We start from the raw sequence: 21,278 nt of genomic DNA on the forward strand, positions 1-21,278 counted from the left end.
ATGATCCGCAAGTTTTCGTTCCTGCTCGGTCTCGCCGCGCTGGGCCTGACCGGCAGTGTCGGCGCGCAACAGACGGACGGAGCGCCGACGCTCAATTCGCAGATGACCGGCGACCTCGTGGTCCACGATCCGGTCATCATCCGCGAGGGCGACACCTACTACGTCTTCTCCACCGTGGGCCGCTATGTCGGCATCAAGACCTCGAAGGACCTCAAGAGCTGGAAGGACGCAGGCGTCGTCTTTGCCGAGATTCCGGCATGGGCGAAGCAGGCGGTGCCCGGCACCGAGGGCATCTGGGCGCCGGACATTTCCTATGTGAACGGCGAATACCGGCTCTATTACTCGGTCTCGACGTTCGGCTCGAACCGCTCGGCGATCGGTCTTGCGACCAGCAAGACGCTCGATCCCAGGGCCAAGGGGTATGGCTGGAAGGATCAGGGGCTGGTCGTCATGTCCACGAAGGACGATGACTTCAACGCCATCGACCCGAACTTCGTGGCTGACGATCAGGGGCGCCAGTGGCTTGTCCTTGGCAGCTTCTGGTCGGGCATCAAGCTGTTCCCGCTCGATCCGAAGACCGGCAAGGTCGCGCCGGGCACCGAACCCTATGCGATCGCCCGCCGTCCGGCCCCTGCCGGCGGTCCCGCCCCGATCGAGGCGCCGTTCATCATCCCGCACGGCGGCTGGTATTACCTGATCGCCAGCTACGACTATTGCTGCAAGGGCGTGAACAGCACCTATTACACGGTCGTCTCGCGTTCGAAGAAGATCACCGGCCCCTACAAGGGCAAGGACGGCAGCGACATGATGCAGGGCGGCGGCACCATCCTGCTGCGCGCCGATCTGGAGGAGAAGCAGCGCTTCCGCGGCCCCGGCCACGCGGGCGCCTTCACCGACAAGGACGGCACGACCTACCTCGCCTACCACGCCTACGACAAGGAAGCCGAAGGCCGCCCGACGCTGCGCATCGCGCCGATCGTCTGGGGCGCCGACGGCTGGCCTACGGCGCAATACTGAGACCCACCAGCTGACACCCCGGCCCCTGCGCCGGGGTGTCCTTTTCCCCGGAGCGATCCGGGACACCAGAAACAAACCCGATAACGGAAGAGGACCGTCATGAATTTTCCCCTTTCGCGCCGCGCCTTTGCTGCCGGAGCCGCGCTGCTGCCGATGGCCTGCACCTCTGCCGGAAAGGGCGCGCTCGGACCGAGCGCGGCGCCCTCGGCAACGCCGGTCCCCGTCAATCCGCTGGTCCGCCAGCGCGCCGACGCGCAGGTCTTCCGTCATCACGACGGCAACTATTACCTGACCGGCTCGGTGCCCGAGTACGACCGCCTCGTGCTGCGCCGTTCGAAGACCGTCGCCGGCCTTGCCACCGCCGAGGAACGTGTGCTGTGGCGCCATGAGAAGACCGGCCCGATGTCCGGCTTCCTCTGGGCGCCCGAACTGCACCTGATCGACAACCGCTGGGTCATGTACTTCGCGGCTGGCCCCAGCGGCGGCGGCGAGGACGTGTTCCGCATCCGCACGTTTGCCGTGGTCTGCGACGGTCCCGACCCGATGACCGGCAACTGGAGCGTTCTGGGCGAGTTCAAGGCGCCCTGGGACAGCTTCAACCTCGATTCGACCAGCTTCATCCACCGCGGCGTGCGCTACTTCTCGTGGGCGCAGCGTGAGCCGGGCATCGAGACCAACTCGAACCTCTACATCGCGCCGATGAAGGACGCGCTGACGCTCTCGGCCGCGCCGACGCGGCTTTCGGTGCCGACGCTCGACTGGGAAATCCGCGGCTACAAGGTCAACGAGGCCCCGGCGGTGATCGAGCACGCCGGCAAGCTGTTCATGACCTATTCGGCCAGCGCCACCGACGCGCGCTATTGCCTCGGGCTGCTGTCGATCGATGCCGAGGCGAACCTGATGGACGCCAAGGCCTGGACCAAGTCGCCCGAGCCGGTCTTCGTGACCTGCCGCGAAACCTCGGTCTACGGCCCCGGCCACAACAGCTTCACCGAAGACGAGCAGGGCCGTCCGCTGCTGGTCTACCATGGCCGCGACTACGAGGCGATCCAGGGCGATCCGCTGTTCAACCCGGACCGCCACACCCGCGTCCAGCGCCTCTATTTCGACGACAAGGGCATGCCCGATTTCGGCGTGCCGGTGGGCAATGGCGCGATGCCGGACCGCTTCGTCTCGGTCGCCCGCCCGGGCACCTACATGGCGCACGAGGGCACCCGCATGACCAGCGCCAGGGTGGCACTGCCGCAGACCCAGTTCCGCGTGGAGGATGCGGGTGCGGGCACGGTGACGCTTTCGCCGATCCTGCTGTCCGATCATTGCCTGACGGCGACGGACGATGGCGGCGTGGCCGTGGCGCCGCGCTCGGCCGCGCCGGGGCAGAAGTTCCGCCGCGTGACGGCAGGCGGGGGCGCGGTGCGATTCGTTTCGGCGAGCGATCCGGCCAAGGCCCTGACAGTGGCACCGGACGGTCTGCGGCTGGCGCCGGGCCAGGATGTCGCGAGCGCCTGGAAGGTCGACTGACGCGCTGAAAGCGCGTCATAAACTCAGACCAGAAGCAAACGAGAGCCCCGCCCGGCAGCTGCCGGGCGGGGCTTTTCCGTGGTCGCCCAGGGCCATGTGCGTTAAATGTGCCACACTTATTTCATCATTTTTGCAGCGTTTTTGCTTTTCCGCTTGCGTGAGATTAGTCCGACTAATAATTAGTCTGAGTAATCTAAGGGGCATGGTATGGGCCAGCCCCACATGGGAGGGTTGATCCATGGCGCTCAAGCCATTTGCTTTCTGCACGGCATCCGTTCTCGCGCTCGGCCTCGCCAGCGTTGCCCAGGCGCAGGACACCGCACCGCAGGCCGTTGCCGACGATGCCGCTGCGCCCAGCACCGAAGACATCATCGTGACCGGCGTGCGCGCCTCGATCGTCGGCGCGCTCAACAGCCGCAAGAACAACATCCAGATCGTCGATTCGATCGTGGCCGAAGACGTCGGCAAGCTTCCCGACAACAACGTCGTCGAGGCGCTCCAGCGCGTGACCGGCATCCAGGTGACCGACCGTGCGGGCGGTGAAACCGGCACGATCACGATCCGCGGCCTGTCCGATCCCGTCACCACCTGGAACGGCCGCAACATCTTCACCGCTGCGGGTACCTCGTTCGCGCTGCAGGACATTTCCTCGAACCTCGTGCGCAAGATCGACGTCTACAAGACGCGTTCGGCCGACCAGCTCGAATTCGGCCTCGCCGGCCAGATCGACGTCGCCACGCGCCGTCCGTTCGACTTCGACGGTTTCACGATCTCGGGCCTCGCGCGCGGCGTCTACAGCGAACTGGCCGACAAGTTTAATCCCAACGTGGCGCTGCTGGTCAGCGATCGCTGGGAAACCGGCATCGGCGAGATGGGCTTCCTGATCAACGGCAGCTACACCCGCGCCAAGTATCGCAACCAGAACGTGCAGGCCGGCGCGCTGGTGCCGTTCGCCACCGAAAATCCCCCTTCGGGCACCTGGCTGACGCCGCTCCAGCGCATCTTCCCGCGCACCGACCCGGACAACCCCTACTGGACCCCGGGCCTGAACGCGGGCCTGCCCACCACCCCGGGTTCGACGCTGAACATCGACGGCGTCGAGGTGCCCTACTACCTCTCGCGCGACGCGGTCATCAGCTCCGACCTCTATGGCAAGCGTGAGCGTCCCTCGATCAACGCGGCCTTCCAGTGGGCACCGAACGACCGTTCGACCTACACCGCCGAGTTCTATTACACCGGCTTCCGCGGCACGACCTTCAACTCGATGATGTTCAGCTATGCCGACTGGTGGGGCGATCTCGGCAGCGATCCGGGCTCGACCTTCGAGCTTTACGACGGCACCAACATCATCAAGTCGCGCACGATGGGCGATGTGGCCGGCTTCAACAGCGCCGACTATGCGACCAACAAGACCGACAGCTATGTCTACGCCCTGAACGCGGCCTGGGACGTGGGTGCGCGCGGCAAGATCACCGCCGACCTCGCCTATCAGGACAGCAAGAACGAAACCTCGTTCTTCGCGATGCGCACCAACCGCGGTCCGCTGGATCTCGACGTCGACTTCAACGCCGGCGGCGGCATCCCGTCCTACAGCTTCGGCACGCCCGAAGTGCTGACCGATGCCAATGCCTGGACGGTCGGCGACCTGTTCGACAATGGCAACAAGAGCAAGGGCAGCGCCTGGACCTTCCAGCTCGACGGTTATTACGAGTGGGACGAAGGTTTCCTGCGCCGCATCAAGGCGGGCTTCCGCTACGACAACCGCAGCGCCAGCACTTTCGTGCGGGAACAGAGCGCGGGCGCTCTGGGCGGCACGCTGGCCTCGCTGGGTGACGATTACACCTTCACCAACAGCGGCTTCTTCGACGGCCGCGCCGATGTGCCGACCAGCTGGGTGCTCGCCAACGGCCCGGCGCTCTACAAGAACGCCGATGCCATCCGTTCGCTCTATCAGGCGGTGAACCCGAACCTGCTGCTGTCCGACCAGATGTCGTTCGGCCGCGTGTTCGACATCAACGAAGTGACGCTGGCTGGCTACGTGATGGCTGACGGCCAGATCGACATCTTCGGCCGTCCGCTGATGATCGAGGGCGGCGCGCGCCTCGTCACGATCGATACCGACTACAACTATTTCGATCGGTACAACGGCTTCGCCCGTACCGGCGTGTCGACCGGCGAGGCCAAGCTGCTGCCCAGCTTCACGGCGCGTTACGAGATCACGCCGAACCTGCGCATCCGCTTCAACTACGGTGAGACGCTGCGCCGTCCGGCCTTCGGCGACCTCAACCCGAACGTCTCGCTCACCGGCGACCTTTCGGGCCTCGGTTTCGGTACCGGCAGCGCGGGCAACGCCAACCTGAAGGCGACCACCTCGAAGAACTACGACCTTGCGATCGAGTGGTACTTCGAGCGCAACAGCGCGATCTTCGTCACCGGCTTCCGCCGCGAGATCAAGGGGCTGGTGGTGCCGCTCACCACGCTGGAATACATCCCCAACAACACGATCGAGGGCAGCACCGCGACCGACTACTTCCAGGTCACCCGCCCGACCAACGCATCGGACGGCGTGCTCAAGGGCGTGGAAATCGGCCTGACCTACTTCCCGACCTACCTGCCCAGCATCCTCGACGGTCTGGGCTTCCAGGGCAGCGCGACGATCCTCGATTCGGAACAGACGATCCCCGAAGTCGATGCGCAGGGGAACACCACCTATACCAAGTCGGCGTTCTTCGCGGTGTCGAAGTTCTCCTACAACGCCACGCTGGCCTACCAGCGCGGCCCGGTCGGTGCGCGTCTGTCCTATGTCTGGCGCAAGGGCTTCCTCAACAACAACGAGGCGCGGGCCTTCGCCAACCCGATCGGCATGTGGCGCAAGCCCGAGAAGAGCCTGGACTTCCAGCTCACCTACAACATCACCGACGACATCGGCCTGACCTTCGACGCGGTGAACCTCACCAAGGCGAAGCAGCAGAACTACTACAAGTACGACACGGCCGGCGGCCCGGTGACGATGAACTCGAGCACGCTGCTGATCGACCGCACCTTCGCGGCGGGCGTTCGCTTCAAGTTCTGATCTGATACCGGCAGGCCGCAGCGGATCGCCATTCGCGTTGCAGCCTGCCACCAGCGGCCGGTTCCCGGGGATTTCTCTCCCAACACGCCCCGGGAACCGGCCGCTCTTGTTTTTGCACGATGAATGTTGCCAGTCGCTCGCCAGACCATGAAGGGGTAACGATGCGCGGAAACCTACGCAGGATCCTTGCCACCGCGGCGCTTCTGGCCACGGCGGCCAGTCCGCCAGCAAGCCCGCCCACCAGCCTGGCCGCCGCTGTTTCCACGCCCTCTGTGGTTGCCGGGCGCGCGGCCCCGAAGCTCGACATCGCCGCCATTGCCAGGGCCCGCTTCGGCATGGACGCGGCCTGGTACGAGGCGCGCATTCCCTTCTTCGAAAGCGCCGATCCGAAGATCGATGCGGTCTATTACTACCGCTGGGGCCTGTTCCGCGCCCACCAGCGCGACCTTGGCGCGCAAGGCTACATCACCACCGAATTCGCCGACGACGTGGGCTGGCAGCGCGAGCCTTTCGCCAGCCTCAACGACGCCAGCGGCTTCCACATCGCCGAAGGGCGCTGGCTGAACGACCGCCGGTTCACCGACGACTACATCAATTTCATGTACGAAGGCGGCAACGACCGCCACTTCACCGACTACATGGCCGATTCGGTCTGGGGCCGTTACCTCGTTGACGGCGACAGGCAGGCGCTGCTCGCCCACCTCGGGACGATGCGCCATGTCTACCGGCTGTGGGACGAGAAGTTCGACTTCGCCAAGGGCCTCTACTTCGTCGAACCGCTGCTGGACGCGACCGAGTATACCGTCTCCTCGATCGACGCATCGGGCGGCAAGGACGGGTTCCGGGGCGGCGATGCTTTCCGTCCCTCGATCAACAGCTACATGTTCGCCAATGCCCGCGCGCTGGCGAAGATGGCGGAACTGGCCGGTGACGCCGCAATGGCGCAGGAATACGCCGCGCGGGCCGAGGCGCTGCGTGCGCATGTCCTGCAGGACTTGTGGAACCCGAAGCTCGGCCATTTCACCGACCGCTATCAGGTCAGCAACCCTTTCGTGAAATACTGGGAGCCGATCCGCAATCGCGAGCTGGTCGGCTACCTGCCCTGGATGTTCGACCTCGTGCCGGATGAGGCTCGGTACGCCTCGGCCTGGTCGCACCTGCTCGCCCCCGATGCGCTGGCCGGCAAGGCGGGCATGCGCACGGTCGAGAAGAGCTACGAATATTACATGCGCCAGTATCGCTACCTCGGCGATGCGCGCGAGTGTCAGTGGAACGGCCCGATCTGGCCTTACCAGACGACGCAGGTGCTGGCGGCGATGGGCAACCTGCTCGATCACTATGACGACCACGGTCCGGTCACCCGCAGCGACTACATGCGCCTGCTGCGCCAGTACACGCAGCTGCACTATCAGGGCGGCAGGCTCGATCTGGAAGAGGACTACGATCCGGAGACCGGCAAGCCGATCGTCGGGCTGGACCGCAGCCATCACTACTTCCACTCGGGCTACAACGACCTGATCCTGACCGGCCTTGTCGGCATCCGCCCGCGTGCGGACGACGTGCTGGAGGTCAATCCACTGCTGCCTGCCGCCGGCGACGCGCAGGCGCTGGCCTGGTTCCACATCGAACGCGTGCCCTATCACGGCCACGCGGTTTCGGTGACCTGGGACGCCGACGGCAAGCGTTATGGCCGCAAGGGCCTGACGGTTTCCGTCGACGGCGCAGAAGTGGCCCACCGCGACGACCTTGGCCGCGTGGAAGTGCCGCTTGCCCGCAAGGCCAACGCGCCGATCGTGCGGGAGACGAACCTTGCGGTGCAACTGGTGCGCGGCACTTTCCCCAAGGCCGCGGCCTCGTCCGGCACCGGGGCGGAGAACCTGCACGATGCCATCGATGGCCGCGCCTGGTTCTATCCCGAGCTTCCCAATGGCTGGGATTCCGCTGCTGGCAGGACCGACCAGTGGTACGCGGTGGACTTCGGCAAGCCGGTCACGCTCGGCAGCACCGAACTCGCCTTCTTTGCCGACGGCGCGAAGTTTGCCGCGCCGCGCAAGCTGGTGGTCGAGGTCTGGGCGGGCGGCCGCTGGCAGCAGGTCGCCGCGCCGACGGCGGCGCCGCTGGCCAATGGCGTGACGCGGCTCGTCTGGACGCCCGTCAAGGCAGAACGCCTGCGGGTGACGATGACGCCGGCCGGGGGCAAGGCGATCCGCCTGGCCGAGATCAAGGCCTTCGCAGGTGGAAAAATTTAACCTTACTTACGCGTAAACCCCAGGCTTGAAGGCGGAATTAACCGCGATTGCGCGCATATGAGGCCATGTCGCATGGTTATCCTCTTGCATCGCTTGTCGCCGGGGCATCGGCCTATGTGGACTTGTCCCTGCTGATGCCGGGCTGGCTGGCAGGGATCGCCTCGCTCCATCTGGTCTGCGCGGTTCTGTTCATGGGGCTGCTGAAGCAGGAAATGCAGTAGGCTCAGCCCCCGGCCTGGCGGGCGAGAAGGTCGCTGGTCAGCACTTGCGGCAGTTGCACTGCCTTGCCGTCCCTTCCGTACCAGACGTAAAGCGGCACGCCGGCCGCGCCCTGGGCGGTGAGATAGCGGGTGATCGCGGGGTCGCGGCGGGTCCAGTCTCCGCGCAGGACCACGACCCCGGCCTTGTCGAAGGCGGCCTTGGTTTCGGTGCGCTCGATGGCGACTTCCTCGTTCACCTTGCAGGACAGGCACCAGTCGGCGGTCATCCACACGAAGACCGGCTTCCCGGCGGCGCGCGCATCGGCCAGTGCCGTTTCGCTGAAGGGTCTGGCGCCGAGGATGGAGTCGACGCTCGCGGCAGGCGGCATCGGCGGGGGCAGGACAACAAGCGCGAAGACCGCCACGGCCAGCGCAATCGCTGCCGCTGGCCGTGCAGAGCCGCCCTTGCGCTGGGTGCGCCCCATCACGAAGAGCGCCGCCATGACCAGCGCGAGGCCAAGCAGGGCCTCGCCCGCGAACCACGGCCCGCCGACCTTCCACGTCAGCCAGGCGAGCGCCAGCGCGGTGAGGCCCATCGGCACCGCCAGCCAGCGGCGGAACGTCACCATCCAGGCGCCGGGGCGCGGCATGCGGCGGCGCAGCGGCGGAATGAAGGCGATGGCGAGGAAGGGCAGCGCGATGCCCACGCCCAGCGCCGCGAACAGCGCCATCGCGGGCAGCACCGGCAGCAGCAGCGCCGCGCCCATGGCGCTCGCCATGAACGGGCCGGTGCAGGGCGTTGCCACAAACGCCGCCAGCAGGCCGGTGACGAACGCGCCGCGCGTGAAGCTGGAGGGGGATCCGCCCGAGACGAAGCCCGGCACCGTCAGCTCGAACAGGCCCAGCAGGTTGGCAGTGATCGCGGCGGCCAGCAGCAGCAGGGCGATCACGACCAGCGGCTCCTGCAACTGGAAGGCCCAGCCCACTTCCTGACCGCCGGCGCGCAGCGCCAGCAGCACCCCGCCGAGGGCGAGGCAGGCGGTGACGACGCCTGCGGCATAGGCCAGCCCCTCGATCCGGGCATGGGCCTCGCTCTCGCCCGCGCGGGCGAGGCTCAGCGCCTTGAGGCTGAGGATCGGGAAAACGCAAGGCATCACATTGAGCAGCAGCCCGCCCGCCAGCGCGGCCAGCAGCAGGAGGGGCAACGGAGCAAGGGCTGGCGTTGAAGCGGTATCGCCGGCCAGCGGTGTGCCGCCGGTCGGCACGGCGCCGGGCCGGGCGGAAAAGGCGATGCCGTTGCCGTCGCCGTCCAGCCGCAGCACGCCGGTCAGCGCGGAGGCATCGCGTGCGTCGATCCTGGCGCGGGGGATGGTGACGATCAGCCTGTCGCCATTCCACGCGAAAGTCTGCCTCGCGGCATAGTCGACCAGCTTGTCCTCGCCCAGGAAGACATGCGGCGAGGCCAGCGGCGTGGTGGCGGGCAGGGGGATGGCGAGGTGCAGCGCCTTGCTATCCAGCGCAAACGTGGCGCTGGCGTCCAGCGGCGCGGGCAGGCGGCGCGTCCATTCGGCAAAGCGCGCATCGGGCGCAGGGGCGGCGGCGACGAGGGGCAGTTCCACGGCAAGCTCGGCGCGCTCGGGCACGCAGATCTGCTCGGTGCAGGCCAGCCACTGCGCGGCAAGGCGGATCGGCAGGCGGCTTCCCGGCGCGGCGTCGGCGGGCACGGTGATCGGCACCAGCACGGCGTAGTCATGTTCGAACACGTGGTTCATCAGGCCCGAGACCACCAGCGTCTGCGGCACCGGATAGCGCGGGGTTCCCGCCTTCGCGCCCTTCGGCAGCGTCCAGTCCAGCTCCATGCCGAGCCCGGCATCGCCGGGGTTCGACCAGTAGCCGTGCCAGCCCTTCTCGGGGGTCATGTGGATGGCCACCATGGCCTCGCTGCCCGGCGCGGCGGGGGCGGCGACCAGCTGGGCGGCGATATGCGGCGGGGCCCCGGTCTGCGCGCGAACGGCGATGGGCATCAGGACAAGCGCCAGCAATTGACACAGGAGTGTCACGGAGAGGCGATAGCGGCGCTTTTTCATGAATCTCCCACGAGTTGCCGAGGGTTGCGTTGAGCCGGTGATCCGGTCCAACCAGCATCTGCGCCCAACGCCTCCAGATTTCAAGGAAGACCCCTCGATGCGCTTTCTCTCCGCCTCGCTGGCCTCGATGGCCATGGCTCTTGCCGCCGCCCCGCCCGCCATGGCGAAGGATGCGCCCGGCGCGACCATTGCCCCCAGTCTTGCCATGCCCGCCGTGACCGAGCAGGTGCCGCAGGATGCGCCCAGGCTGATCGTGGCGATCTCGGTCGACCAGTTCTCCGCCGACCTCTTTGCGCAGTACCGCCAGCACTTCACCAAGGGCTTCACCCGCCTGCTGCAAGGCGGGGTCTATGCCCAGGGCTTCCAGTCGCACGCCGCGACCGAGACCTGCCCCGGCCACTCGACCCTGCTGACCGGCGTCCATCCCGCGCGCACCGGCATCACTGCGAATTCCTGGTACGTCCCCGGCATCGGCCGCGCGGACAAGGAAGTCTACTGCGTCGAGGACGAGAGCGACCCCAGGTCCACGCCGGACGTTCCGGTGGTGAGCCCCAAGCACCTGCTCGCCCCCACGCTGGGCGACCTGATGAAGAAGGCCAATCCCAAGACCATCAATGCCGCCGTCTCCGCCAAGGACCGCGCCGCGGTGATGATGAGCGGGCACGATACCGACGCCGTCTACTGGATCGGCGACAAGGGCTTCACGACTTTCGCGGGGCGCCGGATTTCCAAGGCGGCGGAGGCGGAAAACGCCGACCTCGCCCGCCGCATCGCTGCCGGTGACGGCCCGCTGGCGGTTCCGGGCTGGTGCGGCAGGGTCGACCGGGCGACGCCGATCGGCAACTTCACCATCGGCACCTGGCGCTTCCCCGCGACCGCAGGCGACTACAAGAGCTACGTCAACGGCCCGCGCATCGACACCGCGACGGCCGAGATGGCGGTGCGCATGGTGGACGAACTGGGCATGGGCAAGGACGCGGTGCCGGACGTGCTCTCGGTCAGCTTCTCGGCGACCGACAAGGTCGGCCATGCCTTCGGCACCGAGGGCGTGGAAATGTGCGTGCAGATGAACGTGCTGGACGAAGCGCTGGGTTATCTGTTCGACCAGCTGGATGCGCGCGGCATCGACTACGAAGTCGTGCTCAGCGCCGACCATGGCGGCTTCGATGCGCCCGAGCGCCAGCAGCTTCGCGGCAATCCCGATGCCGTGCGCATCGATCCCGCGCTCAGCGCCAAGGCGCTGGCCGCCGCCGTCTCGCAGGATACCGGCGTTACCGTGAAGAACGGCCCGCTGTTCTACGGCGCGGGCGAGGCGGGCAGCGTCTGGCTCTCCGCCGAACTGACGCCGGAACAGAAGGCCAAGGTGATCCCGGCGCTGGTCGCCCGTCTGAAGGCCAATCCGCAGATTGCCGAGGTCTACACGCAGGACCAGATCATGCAGTGGCCCGAACCCAAGGGCCATCCGCAGGACTGGACGATGGAGCAGAAGGTCCGCGCCTCGTTCGTGCCGGGCCGCTCGGGCGAAGTGCAGATGCTGACCGTGCGCGGCGTGGTGCCCGGCAAGGCGGCGCCGTTCAAGGTCGCCTCGCACGGCAGCCCGTGGGACTACGACCGCCGCGTGCCGATGCTGTTCTGGCGCAAGGGCATGACCGGCTTCGAACAGCCGAACCCGGTGGAGACCGTGGACATCGCGCCCACCCTTGCCGCGACGGTCGGTTTGTCCGCACCTGCGGGCACTTGGGACGGAAGGTGTCTCGACATCGACGCGGCGGAGGCCGATAGCTGCCGTCGATGAACGACTCGGCAGCAAGGCTCGATATAGCGGCGGATCGCCGCGACCTGATTATCCTCGGCGGCGGTCTCGTCGGCATGACGCTGGCGCTGGCTGCTGCCAAGGCGGGGATCACCAGCCACGTGATCGACCGCGCCGATCCGGCGGACCTTACCGCCGAGGGCGCGGACGGCCGCGCCTCGGCGATCTCGACCGCCAGCTGGAACCTGTTCGGGAAGATCGGCCTCGCGCCCGCGCTCAGCGGGCTCGGTTGCCCGATCGATTCCATTGCCGTCACCGACGGGATGAAGCCCGGCCGGATCGATTTCACCCCCAAGCCCGACGAGGGCACGCTGGGGCGCATGTTCGCCAACCGCGACTTGCGCCTCGCGCTGTTCGATGCGGCGAAGGATGAGCCCAGCATCGCCTGGCACGTGAAGACCGAGGCGGTGCGCCGCGATCGCGGCCCGCACGGCGTGGACGTGGAACTGAGCGACGGGCGCGTGCTCAAGGCCAGCCTGCTGGTCGCCGCCGAAGGCCGCCAGTCGCCCACCCGGGACGAGGCCGGTTTTGCGCTCGCCAAGTGGGACTACAAGCACCGCGCGATGGTCGCCGGGCTGTTCCACGAGAAGCCCCACGGCAATACCGCCTGGGAAATCTTCTACCCGGCCGGGCCCTTCGCGCTGCTGCCGCTGCTGGACGATGCCGAAGGCCGCCACCGCAGCGCGCTGGTCTGGACGGTGTCGGAAAAGGATGCCGCCGGTGTCATCGCCATGAGCGATGCGATGTTCGTGAACGAGGTGGAGCGCCGCATGCACGGGGTGCTCGGCACGATCTCGCTCTCGGCCCCGCGCATGAGCTATCCGCTGCGCTTCCACCATGCCGGCCATGTCATCGACGAGCGTCTCGCGGTGATCGGCGATGCCGCGCACGGGATGCACCCGATTGCCGGGCAGGGCCTCAACCTTGGCCTGCGCGACGTCGGCGCCCTCGTCGAAGTGCTGCGCGAGGGCATGCGTCTGGGCCTTGAGCCGGGCGACATGGAACTGCTCAAGCGGTACGAGAAGTGGCGCAGCCTCGATTCCTTCATGGTCATGTCGGTCACCGATGGCCTGACCCGGCTGTTCGGGGTGCCCGGCCGTCTGCCCAGCGCGGTGCGGCGGCTTGGCATGGGGGCGGTACAACGCCTGCCCACGCTCAAGCGCTTCTTCATGGACGAGGCGCGGGGCATGTCGGGCTCGCTGCCGGAACTGCTGCAGGGCTGACAGGAAAAAAGGGCGCCGACGGGCGCCCTTTGTACTCGTTCGCGGCCCGCTTGCCTCTGGCCGATCAGCCTTCGGTCGCCTCCGGGCTGGGCTCTTCGCTGGGCTGCGCACCGGGAGCGGCGAGCGGGCTGGGCTGCGTGACCGTGTTGCCCGCCGAATCCTGCAGGCGGTGCGATTCCAGCATCGCAGTGGTCTCCAGCAGGTCGAGCGCGTCCTGCGCGTCCTGGTAGCGGCGCGCGTCGGCGATCCAGATTTCGGCGGCCTGGGCATTGGGCAGGCGCTGGACTTCGTTGATCGCGCTGGGGATGCGGCGCGCCGTCAGCATCACGCGGGCGCGGTCGATCCGCGCGGTGGGCGTCAGCAGGGTCGAGGAATCGCGGTGGACCGTGAAGAGGCCGGACAGCTCGCTGCGGGCGCGGTCCCACAGGCTCTGGTTGCTCTGGGTTTCGCTGAGTTCGGGCGACAGCGCCTCGAGCCGGGCGGTCAGTTCGTCAAGCGTGACCGGGTTCTTGGCAAAGGCGATCACGGTATCGACGGCGCGCGGCTGGGCATTGGTGAAGCGCAGGCGCAGCTGGTCGGCGACGTAGCTGAGCGGTTCGCCCCGGTCGATCATGCGGCGGGCGGCAAAGGCGATCAGCAGGCCTTCGGCCCGCGCGGCATTGCCCGAGGCGGCATTGGTTTCGAAATCGACGCGCGAGAGCCGGTCCTCGATCAGCGCGAGACGGCCCTCGACCACGCCGATCGCGGCCAGATCCTGCGGCGAGGAGGGCGCCGGAACCCTGGGCGCGGGGGCGGCCGCGGGCGCGGTGACGGCCTGCGCGGGCGGCTGGTCGTCCTGCGCCTGGCGGCCCGGGATCAGCCGGTCGAAATAGCCATCCTGCACGGCCCAGAGCGACAGGGCGCCGCCCAGCACGAAGGCCAGCAGCGCAACGAAAAACCCTCCGGCGCGCGAACGCGGGCGGTGCGGCATCGGGGTAGGCTGGGAAGTCTGGTCCTGCATCACGCTCGTTTCTGTAAGATCACGATCCCGGCGTAAACCCTTGGCACAACTCTTTGGCCAAGGCCAGCAATGCGGCATCGGTGGCTGTGGGTGCGGCAGCGAGCCCGGCCCAGCCGGTTCCGGCCGCCGCGGCAATGCGCGGACCGAGCGCGGTGACGTGGATCTGGCTGCGGACTATGCCGGCGCTGTCGCATAAGCGGGCGAAATGGCGCGCCGCCTCGGCGGAATGGAGCAGCACGAGGCACGGGGCGCGGAGCCGCGCCGCCAGGGCGCCGGGCAGGGGCAGGGCCTGGCTGGCATAGACCTCGCGGGTCAGCACCGTGACATGAGCCGGTATTTCAAGGGAAATACGCTCGCGACCGGCCAGCCGCAAAAGGCGGCGATGTGCCGGATCGATTTGCACGAGCAGTCCTTGCAGTCCCCCCGTGCCGGTGCGCACCACGTCGAGGCCGGCCGCGCGGGCCGCGGCCGCCGTGGTTTCGCCCACGGCATAGGCGGGCAGGCCGCGATAGCGCGCGAGGTCCGCCCCGCCATGGCGCAGGGCATTGGCGCTGCCGAGCAGCAAGGCGTCGACTTCCGTGCGCGCCGGAGCCTCCCAGCGCAGCGGATGCACCGCAAAGAGCGGGAACGCTTCCGCCTCCAGCCCCAGTGCCCGCGCCGCCATGCAGGTGGCCTCGGCGCCGGGCGCGGGCCGCACGACGACCAGCGGGAGCAGGGCCTTGTTCAGCTATCGGCTCCCGCGCCGCTGAAATGCACGGCGATGGCAGGCACCGCTCGGGCCAGCAGCCGGGCCGCGAGCGCGGCGGGGCCGGTGCCGTCGGTGGCCGCGAAACGGGCTTCGCCCTCAACTTTTTCGGCCCCGTCGGGGCTGTAGAGGGCCGCGCGCATGATCAGGTCCTCACCGTCATGGCGGGTCAGCACCGCGATCGGGCTGTGGCAATTGCCGCCGAGGCCGGCCAGCAGCGCGCGTTCCGCCGCGACGGCGGCGTGGCTGGAGGCGTCGTCGACGGCGGCGAGGAAGGCCCTGGTGCGAGCATCATCGGCGCGGCATTCGATCATGATCGCGGCCTGGGCGGGGGCGGGCAGCCAGTCGTTCTCGTCGAGCGCATGGCCGGTGCCGGTCTCGCCCAGGCGCCGGAGCCCGGCGGCGGCGAGGAACGTGGCGTCGGCCTCGCCCGCCGCCAGCTTGGCAAGGCGGGTGGCGACATTGCCGCGGAAGGTCACCACGGTGCAGTCCGGGCGGGCATGGAGCAACTGCGCGGCGCGGCGCGGGGCGCTGGTGCCGACGATGGCCCCTTGCGGCAGCGCGCGGATCGATTCGGCGCCGACCAGCACGTCGCGCACGTCCTCGCGCGGCAGGATCGCGCCGATGGTGAAGGCTTCGGGCCGGATCGTCTCGACGTCCTTGGCCGAATGGACCGCAAAATCGATCTCGCCGCTGGCCAGCCAGGCGTCGAGTTCCTTGGTCCAGAGCGCCTTTCCACCGATTTCGGCAAGCGCCCGGTCCTGGATGCGATCGCCGCTGGCGGTCACCGCCACGATCTCTATATGCGCTGCATCGATTCCATGCGCGGCGGCAAGCCGGTCGCGTGCTTCCTCGGCCTGTGCGATCGCCAGCGGCGAACGGCGGGTGCCAAGGCGGAAATGGGTCTCATGTGTTTTGGTTGGCGTCGTCATCGGCGGGTTGTGCTACCCGCCAATGTCGTCCAGTGGAAGGGCCGTTCAGGGTAAACCGATAATGACCACGATTTTGGGCATCGAAAGCTCGTGCGACGAGACGGCGGCCGCGCTGGTAACCGGCGACCGCACGATCCTTGCGCAGCGCATCGCCTCGCAGGACGAGGCGCACCGGCCCTATGGCGGTGTCGTGCCCGAGATCGCCGCGCGTGCCCATGCCGAACGGCTGGCCCCGCTGATCGAGGCGACGCTGGCCGACGCCGGCATGACGCTGGACGATGTCGACGCGATTGCCGCCACCGCCGGGCCGGGGCTGATCGGCGGGGTGATGGTCGGCCTGGTCACCGCCAAGGCGCTGGCGATGGCGACCGGCAAGCCGCTGATCGCGATCAACCACCTTGAAGGCCACGCCCTCTCGCCGCGTCTGGCCGATGGCGATTTGCAATATCCCTACCTGCTGCTGCTGGTCTCGGGCGGACACTGCCAGATCCTGCTGGTCGAAGGCGTGGGCAAGTTCCGCCGCCTCGCCACCACCATCGACGATGCGCTGGGCGAGGCTTTCGACAAGTCCGCCAAGCTGCTCGGCCTCGGCTATCCCGGCGGCCCGGCGATGGAGCGGCTGGCGCTGGCGGGCGATGCGAAAAAAGTGCCGCTGCCGCGCCCGCTCAAGGGTTCGGACGAGCCGCACTTCTCGTTTGCCGGGCTCAAGAGCGCGGTGATGCGCGCCAAGCAGTCGGGCCAGTACAGCGATGCCGATATCGCCGCTTCCTTCCAGCAAGCCGCGATCGACTGCCTGATCGACCGTGCGCGCCGGGCACTGGCGGCGGCGGGGCCGGTGAATGCGCTGGTCGTGGCCGGCGGCGTTGCGGCCAACAAGGCGATCCGCGGCGCGCTGGAGGCGCTGGCGGCCGAACACGATCTCGATTTCGTGGCGCCGCCGCTGGCGCTGTGCACCGACAATGCGGCAATGATAGCCTGGGCCGGGGCGGAGCGTTTTGCGCTCGGCCAGTCGGACCCGCTCGACGTGGCCGCGCGGCCGCGCTGGCCGCTCGATCCCGAAGCCGATGCCGTGCGCGGCGCCGGGGTCAAGGCGTGAGCGCGGCGCTGGGCGTCATCGGCGCCGGGGCCTGGGGCACCGCGCTGGCGCAGGCGGCTGCCGGTGACGGCAGCGAAGTGCTGCTCTGGGCGCGCGAGCCGGAGCTTGCCGCGCGCATCAACGCGGAGCGCTGCAACGCGGTCTATCTGCCCGGCGCTGCCTTGGCGCAAGGTGTTCGCGCCACTTCGGATCTCGCCGAACTGGCCAGCTTGCCGGCGCTGCTGGCGGTTGTTCCCGCCCAGTTCCTCGGCGGCGTGCTGGCGCGGCTTCCCGCGCTGGGGTTCGCCGGGACGCCGCGCGACCTGGTGCTCTGCGCCAAGGGCATCGAGGCCGGATCGGGACGCCTGATGGCGCAAGTGGCGGCCGAGGCCGTGCCGGGCGCCGAGATCGCGGTGCTCTCCGGCCCGACGTTCGCGCATGAAGTCGCGGCGGGGCTCCCCACCGCGGTCACGCTCGCCTGTTCGGGCGGGCGGGCGCAGTGGGCGCGGCTATCGCCCTTGATCGCAAGGCCCGCCCTGCGACCCTACTACTCCGACGACGTCACCGGCGCGGAAGTCGGCGGGGCGATCAAGAACGTGCTGGCGATTGCCTGCGGCGTGGCGGAAGGGCTGCGGCTCGGCCAGAACGCGCGCGCCGCGCTCATCGCGCGCGGTTATGCGGAAATGCTGCGGTTCGGCCTGGCGCGCGGCGCGCGGGCGGAAACGCTGTCGGGCCTGTGCGGCCTTGGAGATCTTGTGCTGACCTGTTCGTCCACTTCCAGCCGCAATTTCTCGCTCGGCCTCGCGCTGGGCGAGGGGCAGACCGCCGGGCAGGCGCTGGCGGGCAAGGCCACGGTGGCTGAAGGCGCGGCTACCGCGCCGGTGCTGCGCGATCTGGCACGGCGCGATGGCATCGAGATGCCGATCGTCGAGGCGGTGTGCCGCCTGCTGGAAGGCAAGGCGCCTGCCGCCGAAGTGGTCAGCGGCATTCTGGCCCGTCCCCTGCGCGCCGAGCAGGAGCCCAGTCTTTGACCGACGGCATTATCGCCCGCGAGGAAGGCGTGCGGCAGGAAAAGGAACGCGACGATATCGCGGCGCTCGCCAAGGGTGGGCGGACCAATCTGTTCGGCTTTTTCCTGCGCCTTGCCGCGCGCATCCCGTTCCTGTTCATCGCCGGCCGCGCCTCGGTCTATGGCCCCGCCGCGCTGGGCCGCTTCGCCTCGGCGCTGGTGGTGATCGAACTGACCTCGATGATCTGCACGATGGGCGAAAAGCGCGGCCTCGCGCTGCGCCTGTCGAACAGCGAGGGCAAGGTGCACCCCGCCAATGTGGTGGCGGACGGCTCGATCCTGGCGCTGCTGGCAAGCTGCGCGGCGGCATTGTTCTTCTACCTCGTGCCGGCGCCGATGTTCCCGGGCGGCCATTATACCGAGATGGACCGGCTGATGGTGATCGCCATCCCGCCGCTGACGATGACCGAGATCTGGCTGGCGGCGCTTGCCTATCGGCTGCGGGTCAGCCCGACGGTGTGGTCGCGCGCCATCGTCGAGCCCTGGACGATCTCGATCCTGGCCGGGGCGATGATCTGGCTGGCGCCGCACAGCGGCCTGTCGATCGCCTATATCGGCTCGATCTGCGCGGCGGCGCTGACGGCCTTCATTCCCTTCGTGCGCGCATACGGCATGCCGCAAGGCTGGCGTCCCCGCCCGCGCGAGATGCGCAAGCTGGCACTGCGCTCGGCGCCGATTGCGCTCGCCGACACGATCGAGTGGGGTACCCGCCGCGTCGACATCTTCCTGCTGGGCTTCCTGGCGCCGGCCTCGGCGGTCGGCGTCTATTACGCGGCGCAGCAGGTGGCGAGCCTGCCGCAGAAGCTCAAGACCAGCTTCGAGCCGGTGCTGGGCCCGGTGATCACCCGCAACCTGAAGGAAAAGGACTATGCCGCGATTGCCCGGCAGGTCTGCCAGGTGGGGTTCTGGATCACCGCGGCACAGGCGGGCATCGCGCTGGCTTTGGGGATTCCGGGCGAGGGTGTCATGGGCCTTGTCGGCCGCGAGTTCGTGGGCGGCACCGGGGCGCTGGCGTTCCTGCTGGCGGCCGAAGTGGTGGCGGCCACCGCCGTCGTCAGCGAGGCGGCGCTGATCTACGTCGCCAAGATGCGCAACCTCGTGGTGTCGCTGGTGACCATCGGCGTGCAGGCGGCACTGACTTTCGGCGGTATCCTGCTGATGCAGCACTGGGGCTACAATTCGCTCTACCAGGCGGCGACGGCAGCGGCGGCGCTGATGGTCTCGCTGGGCTTCGCCTCGCTGGTGAAGTCGCACATGCTGGCCAGGTTCCTCGGGCAATCGATCAACAACTGGCGCTGGGCGCTGGTCTGGGCAGCGGTTCCCGCCGTGGTCATCGGCTACCTCGCGACCCGCTTCCTGCCGGAGTGGGCGGAACTGGCCTTCGGCATTCCCGCGATCCTGGGGGCCTATCTGCTGGTGATCTGGAAAAAGGCGTTTGGCCCGGAAGACCGCAAGCTGTTCCAGAAAACCAAGTCGGCCTGAGTATTTCCGCGCAGGTTCGGCAATTTTCCGGGCGGCTGTTTCCAGAGGCCCGAAAATTCGTCTAGGCTGAAGGCATGAATCCTCGCCGTGCTTCCATCGTCGCCGCCGGCGCCGCGCTCTGCCTTGCCCTCTCGTTCGTTTCCACCCGGTTCGAGGGCCCCGCATTCATCGACGGTCTTGCCGGACAGGCGCTGGCGGTGCGCGATGCGGCGGGCGGGCAGGCGGTCAGTGTCGATTTCCGGGACCGCTACGGCTGGCTGACCCGCCACCCGGTCCTGCGCGGCGGCCAGAAATTGAACGATGCAACGCGCAGCAGGGTGGCCGCCGCGGTGGCCGAAGTGCCGGGCATCGGCGGGGTGAGCTGGGGCGGGCAGGAGAGCCCCTCCGCCAAGCTGCGCTGCCAGGACGACGTCGAGGCGATCCTCGCCACCCGCTCGATCCGCTTCACCGAGGCCAGCGCGCAGATCGATCCGCAGAGCGCGCGGCTGCTCAACGAAGTGGCGCAGGCGCTGCGGCCGTGTGTGGGCAGCATCATCGCGGTGACCGGCCATACCGATGCCGGCGGCATCACCGAGGCCAATGTCGCGCTGTCGCGCGCGCGCGCCGAGGCGGTGCGCTGGGCGCTGATCGGGCGCGGCATCCCGGCCGACGGGCTGCGGGCGACCGGCGTCGGCCCCAGGTCGCCGATCCCGGGGCTCGATCCCTACGACCCCGCCAATCGCCGCATCGAATTCTCGGTGATCGCCTCGGCCCCGGTCAAGCCCACGCCGATCGACACGCCGGGGCCGAGCTGAATGCGTAATTCACAGCAGTGCGCGGGCCTGCTCGGAAATGCTATGAAAGGAGCCGCCCATGCCGCTATGGCTTGAAATGGCCGTCTCGGTGCTGCTGACCTACCTAGCGGGGTTCGGCATCGGCTGGCTTGTATGGAACCGGAAGGGATAGTTTCGTGCTGCAAATGATCCAGGCCAACTGGCTGGTCTTCATCGCCGCGCTGTTGATCGGCATTGTCGTCGCCTACTGGCTGTTTGCCCGGGCGTCGAAACCGGCGCCGCGCGTCCATCGTCCCGACGTGCTGGACGAAGGGGCCGCCCCCGCGCAGCGCAACCAGGCCCTGATCGACGAGGCGCCGCCCGCCGCGCAGTTCGCCGCGCCCGCCCCGGCGGTACCGGCCGCCGCGCCCGCGCATGTGCACATCGATCCGCCGGCCATGGCCGGAACGATGGCGGGGATCGGCGAGGTGATCGCCGTCGCCGCGCAGGAGGAAGTCGACAACGCGGTGCCGCCGCAGACCATCGCGGCAGAGACCGAGGCCGAACGGGCCGCCGATGTCGCTGCGCAAACGGCTGCAGAGGCGGCTGCACAGACGGCTGGCGAGCCGCTGTCGGCGCCTGAACCGGCGGTCGCTCCTGCTCCGGCCCCCGCTGCTCCGGCGGCAAGCGAGGCGGGCGACGACTTGCGCAAGATCAAGGGCCTCGGCCCCAAGATGCTGACGCTGCTCAATTCGCTGGGCGTTACCCGCTTTGCCCAGATCGCGGCCTGGAGCGATGCCGACCTCGACGATCTCGACGGCAAGCTGGGCGCCTTCGCGGGCCGCCCGCGCCGCGACAACTGGGTGGAGCAGGCCAGACTGCTCGCCAGCGGCGACACCGGCGATTACGAGGCGAAGTTCGGCAAGCTCTGAGCGGTAGGCGCGAACACGAAAAAAGGGGCCGTGCCTTGGCTGGCACGGCCCCTTTTTGGTGTCTGGGAGGAGCGGTCCGAAGACCGCCCCCGATACTTGGGTTGGACG

The 21,278-nt window shown here is 68.4% G+C and carries 16 protein-coding genes; 12 read left to right on the forward strand and 4 right to left on the reverse strand.

What is annotated here, in order from left to right:
* The 5 genes from DM450_RS18270 to DM450_RS25910 all read left to right on the forward strand — a co-directional run bounded on the left by DM450_RS18270 (nt 1) and on the right by DM450_RS25910 (nt 8,081).
* Nucleotides 1–1,017: an arabinan endo-1,5-alpha-L-arabinosidase gene (locus tag DM450_RS18270; RefSeq protein WP_142637218.1), complete on the forward strand. Its 1,017-nt coding sequence runs from the start codon at nt 1–3 to the stop codon at nt 1,015–1,017.
* Between the two features lie 99 nt (nt 1,018–1,116).
* On the forward strand, nt 1,117–2,538 hold the full coding sequence (locus DM450_RS18275) for a family 43 glycosylhydrolase (protein WP_142637220.1): 1,422 nt from the start codon (nt 1,117–1,119) through the stop codon (nt 2,536–2,538).
* Between the two features lie 238 nt (nt 2,539–2,776).
* Nucleotides 2,777–5,611: a TonB-dependent receptor gene (locus DM450_RS18280; protein WP_142637222.1), complete on the forward strand. Its 2,835-nt coding sequence runs from the start codon at nt 2,777–2,779 to the stop codon at nt 5,609–5,611.
* 161 nt (nt 5,612–5,772) lie between these two features.
* Nucleotides 5,773–7,860: an MGH1-like glycoside hydrolase domain-containing protein gene (locus tag DM450_RS18285; protein WP_142637224.1), complete on the forward strand. Its 2,088-nt coding sequence runs from the start codon at nt 5,773–5,775 to the stop codon at nt 7,858–7,860.
* A 65-nt stretch (nt 7,861–7,925) separates the two neighbouring features.
* On the forward strand, nt 7,926–8,081 hold the full coding sequence (locus DM450_RS25910; protein ID WP_185928650.1) for a hypothetical protein: 156 nt from the start codon (nt 7,926–7,928) through the stop codon (nt 8,079–8,081).
* Between the two features lie 2 nt (nt 8,082–8,083).
* Here the strand turns inward: DM450_RS25910 and DM450_RS18290 are convergent, their stop codons facing one another.
* The gene (locus tag DM450_RS18290) at nt 8,084–10,147 is read right to left on the reverse strand and encodes a protein-disulfide reductase DsbD family protein (protein ID WP_142637226.1); all 2,064 of its coding nucleotides are present in this window, start codon (nt 10,145–10,147) and stop codon (nt 8,084–8,086) included.
* Here DM450_RS18290 and DM450_RS18295 point away from each other — a divergent pair.
* Nucleotides 10,146–11,942, forward strand: coding sequence for an alkaline phosphatase family protein (locus DM450_RS18295; RefSeq protein WP_312846155.1), 1,797 nt, complete (start codon nt 10,146–10,148; stop codon nt 11,940–11,942). The genes DM450_RS18290 and DM450_RS18295 overlap by 2 nt on opposite strands.
* Complete coding sequence (locus tag DM450_RS18300; RefSeq protein WP_142637229.1) at nt 11,939–13,183, forward strand: FAD-dependent monooxygenase; 1,245 nt, start codon at nt 11,939–11,941, stop codon at nt 13,181–13,183. The genes DM450_RS18295 and DM450_RS18300 overlap by 4 nt, the downstream gene beginning before the upstream one ends.
* Before the next feature lie 64 nt (nt 13,184–13,247).
* Here the strand turns inward: DM450_RS18300 and DM450_RS25915 are convergent, their stop codons facing one another.
* Genes DM450_RS25915 through hemC form a run of 3 tightly spaced genes read right to left on the reverse strand, consistent with a single transcriptional unit; the run spans nt 13,248 to nt 15,860 of the window.
* Complete coding sequence (locus DM450_RS25915; protein WP_185928651.1) at nt 13,248–14,183, reverse strand: hypothetical protein; 936 nt, start codon at nt 14,181–14,183, stop codon at nt 13,248–13,250.
* Nucleotides 14,184–14,202: 19 nt separating this feature from the next.
* Nucleotides 14,203–14,847 carry a uroporphyrinogen-III synthase gene (locus tag DM450_RS18310; protein ID WP_185928652.1) on the reverse strand — a complete coding sequence of 215 codons (645 nt, stop codon included), beginning with the start codon at nt 14,845–14,847 and terminating at the stop codon, nt 14,203–14,205.
* 59 nt (nt 14,848–14,906) lie between these two features.
* Entirely contained in the window at nt 14,907–15,860 is a 954-nt protein-coding gene (gene hemC / locus DM450_RS18315) for a hydroxymethylbilane synthase (protein WP_142637233.1), read from the reverse strand.
* Nucleotides 15,861–15,921: 61 nt separating this feature from the next.
* On the opposite strand from hemC, the gene tsaD reads away from it, so the two are divergent.
* From tsaD to DM450_RS18340, 5 genes are all read left to right on the forward strand, one after another.
* Nucleotides 15,922–16,956, forward strand: coding sequence for a tRNA (adenosine(37)-N6)-threonylcarbamoyltransferase complex transferase subunit TsaD (tsaD, locus tag DM450_RS18320; RefSeq protein WP_142637235.1), 1,035 nt, complete (start codon nt 15,922–15,924; stop codon nt 16,954–16,956).
* Nucleotides 16,953–17,966, forward strand: coding sequence for an NAD(P)H-dependent glycerol-3-phosphate dehydrogenase (locus tag DM450_RS18325; protein WP_142637237.1), 1,014 nt, complete (start codon nt 16,953–16,955; stop codon nt 17,964–17,966). The genes tsaD and DM450_RS18325 overlap by 4 nt, the downstream gene beginning before the upstream one ends.
* On the forward strand, nt 17,963–19,486 hold the full coding sequence (locus DM450_RS18330; protein ID WP_185928653.1) for a lipopolysaccharide biosynthesis protein: 1,524 nt from the start codon (nt 17,963–17,965) through the stop codon (nt 19,484–19,486). Before DM450_RS18325 ends, DM450_RS18330 begins: the two co-directional genes overlap by 4 nt.
* 74 nt (nt 19,487–19,560) lie before the next feature.
* Complete coding sequence (locus DM450_RS18335; RefSeq protein ID WP_142637239.1) at nt 19,561–20,280, forward strand: OmpA family protein; 720 nt, start codon at nt 19,561–19,563, stop codon at nt 20,278–20,280.
* 164 nt (nt 20,281–20,444) lie between these two features.
* Nucleotides 20,445–21,170 (forward strand): hypothetical protein, encoded by a 726-nt coding sequence (locus DM450_RS18340; RefSeq protein ID WP_142638100.1) that lies wholly within the window; start codon nt 20,445–20,447, stop codon nt 21,168–21,170.
* Nucleotides 21,171–21,278: the final 108 nt, after the last annotated feature.

Origin of the sequence: Sphingomonas sp. IC081 (genome assembly GCF_006874585.1) — a bacterium.
In the GTDB taxonomy this organism is placed as follows: Bacteria; Pseudomonadota; Alphaproteobacteria; order Sphingomonadales; family Sphingomonadaceae; genus Novosphingobium.

Excerpts from the sequence above, each read along its gene's own strand:
- DM450_RS18270 (WP_142637218.1), top strand. The coding sequence starts at position 1 with ATGATCCGCAAGTTTTCGTTCCTGCTCGGTCTCGCCGCGCTGGGCCTG.
- DM450_RS18275 (WP_142637220.1), top strand. The coding sequence starts at position 1,117 with ATGAATTTTCCCCTTTCGCGCCGCGCCTTTGCTGCCGGAGCCGCGCTG.
- DM450_RS18280 (WP_142637222.1), top strand. The coding sequence starts at position 2,777 with ATGGCGCTCAAGCCATTTGCTTTCTGCACGGCATCCGTTCTCGCGCTC.
- DM450_RS18285 (WP_142637224.1), top strand. The coding sequence starts at position 5,773 with ATGCGCGGAAACCTACGCAGGATCCTTGCCACCGCGGCGCTTCTGGCC.
- DM450_RS25910 (WP_185928650.1), top strand. The coding sequence starts at position 7,926 with ATGTCGCATGGTTATCCTCTTGCATCGCTTGTCGCCGGGGCATCGGCC.
- DM450_RS18295 (WP_312846155.1), top strand. The coding sequence starts at position 10,146 with ATGAATCTCCCACGAGTTGCCGAGGGTTGCGTTGAGCCGGTGATCCGG.
- DM450_RS18290 (WP_142637226.1), bottom strand. The coding sequence starts at position 10,147 with ATGAAAAAGCGCCGCTATCGCCTCTCCGTGACACTCCTGTGTCAATTG.
- DM450_RS18300 (WP_142637229.1), top strand. The coding sequence starts at position 11,939 with ATGAACGACTCGGCAGCAAGGCTCGATATAGCGGCGGATCGCCGCGAC.
- DM450_RS25915 (WP_185928651.1), bottom strand. The coding sequence starts at position 14,183 with ATGCAGGACCAGACTTCCCAGCCTACCCCGATGCCGCACCGCCCGCGT.
- DM450_RS18310 (WP_185928652.1), bottom strand. The coding sequence starts at position 14,847 with ATGGCGGCGCGGGCACTGGGGCTGGAGGCGGAAGCGTTCCCGCTCTTT.
- hemC (WP_142637233.1), bottom strand. The coding sequence starts at position 15,860 with ATGACGACGCCAACCAAAACACATGAGACCCATTTCCGCCTTGGCACC.
- tsaD (WP_142637235.1), top strand. The coding sequence starts at position 15,922 with ATGACCACGATTTTGGGCATCGAAAGCTCGTGCGACGAGACGGCGGCC.
- DM450_RS18335 (WP_142637239.1), top strand. The coding sequence starts at position 19,561 with ATGAATCCTCGCCGTGCTTCCATCGTCGCCGCCGGCGCCGCGCTCTGC.
- DM450_RS18340 (WP_142638100.1), top strand. The coding sequence starts at position 20,445 with ATGATCCAGGCCAACTGGCTGGTCTTCATCGCCGCGCTGTTGATCGGC.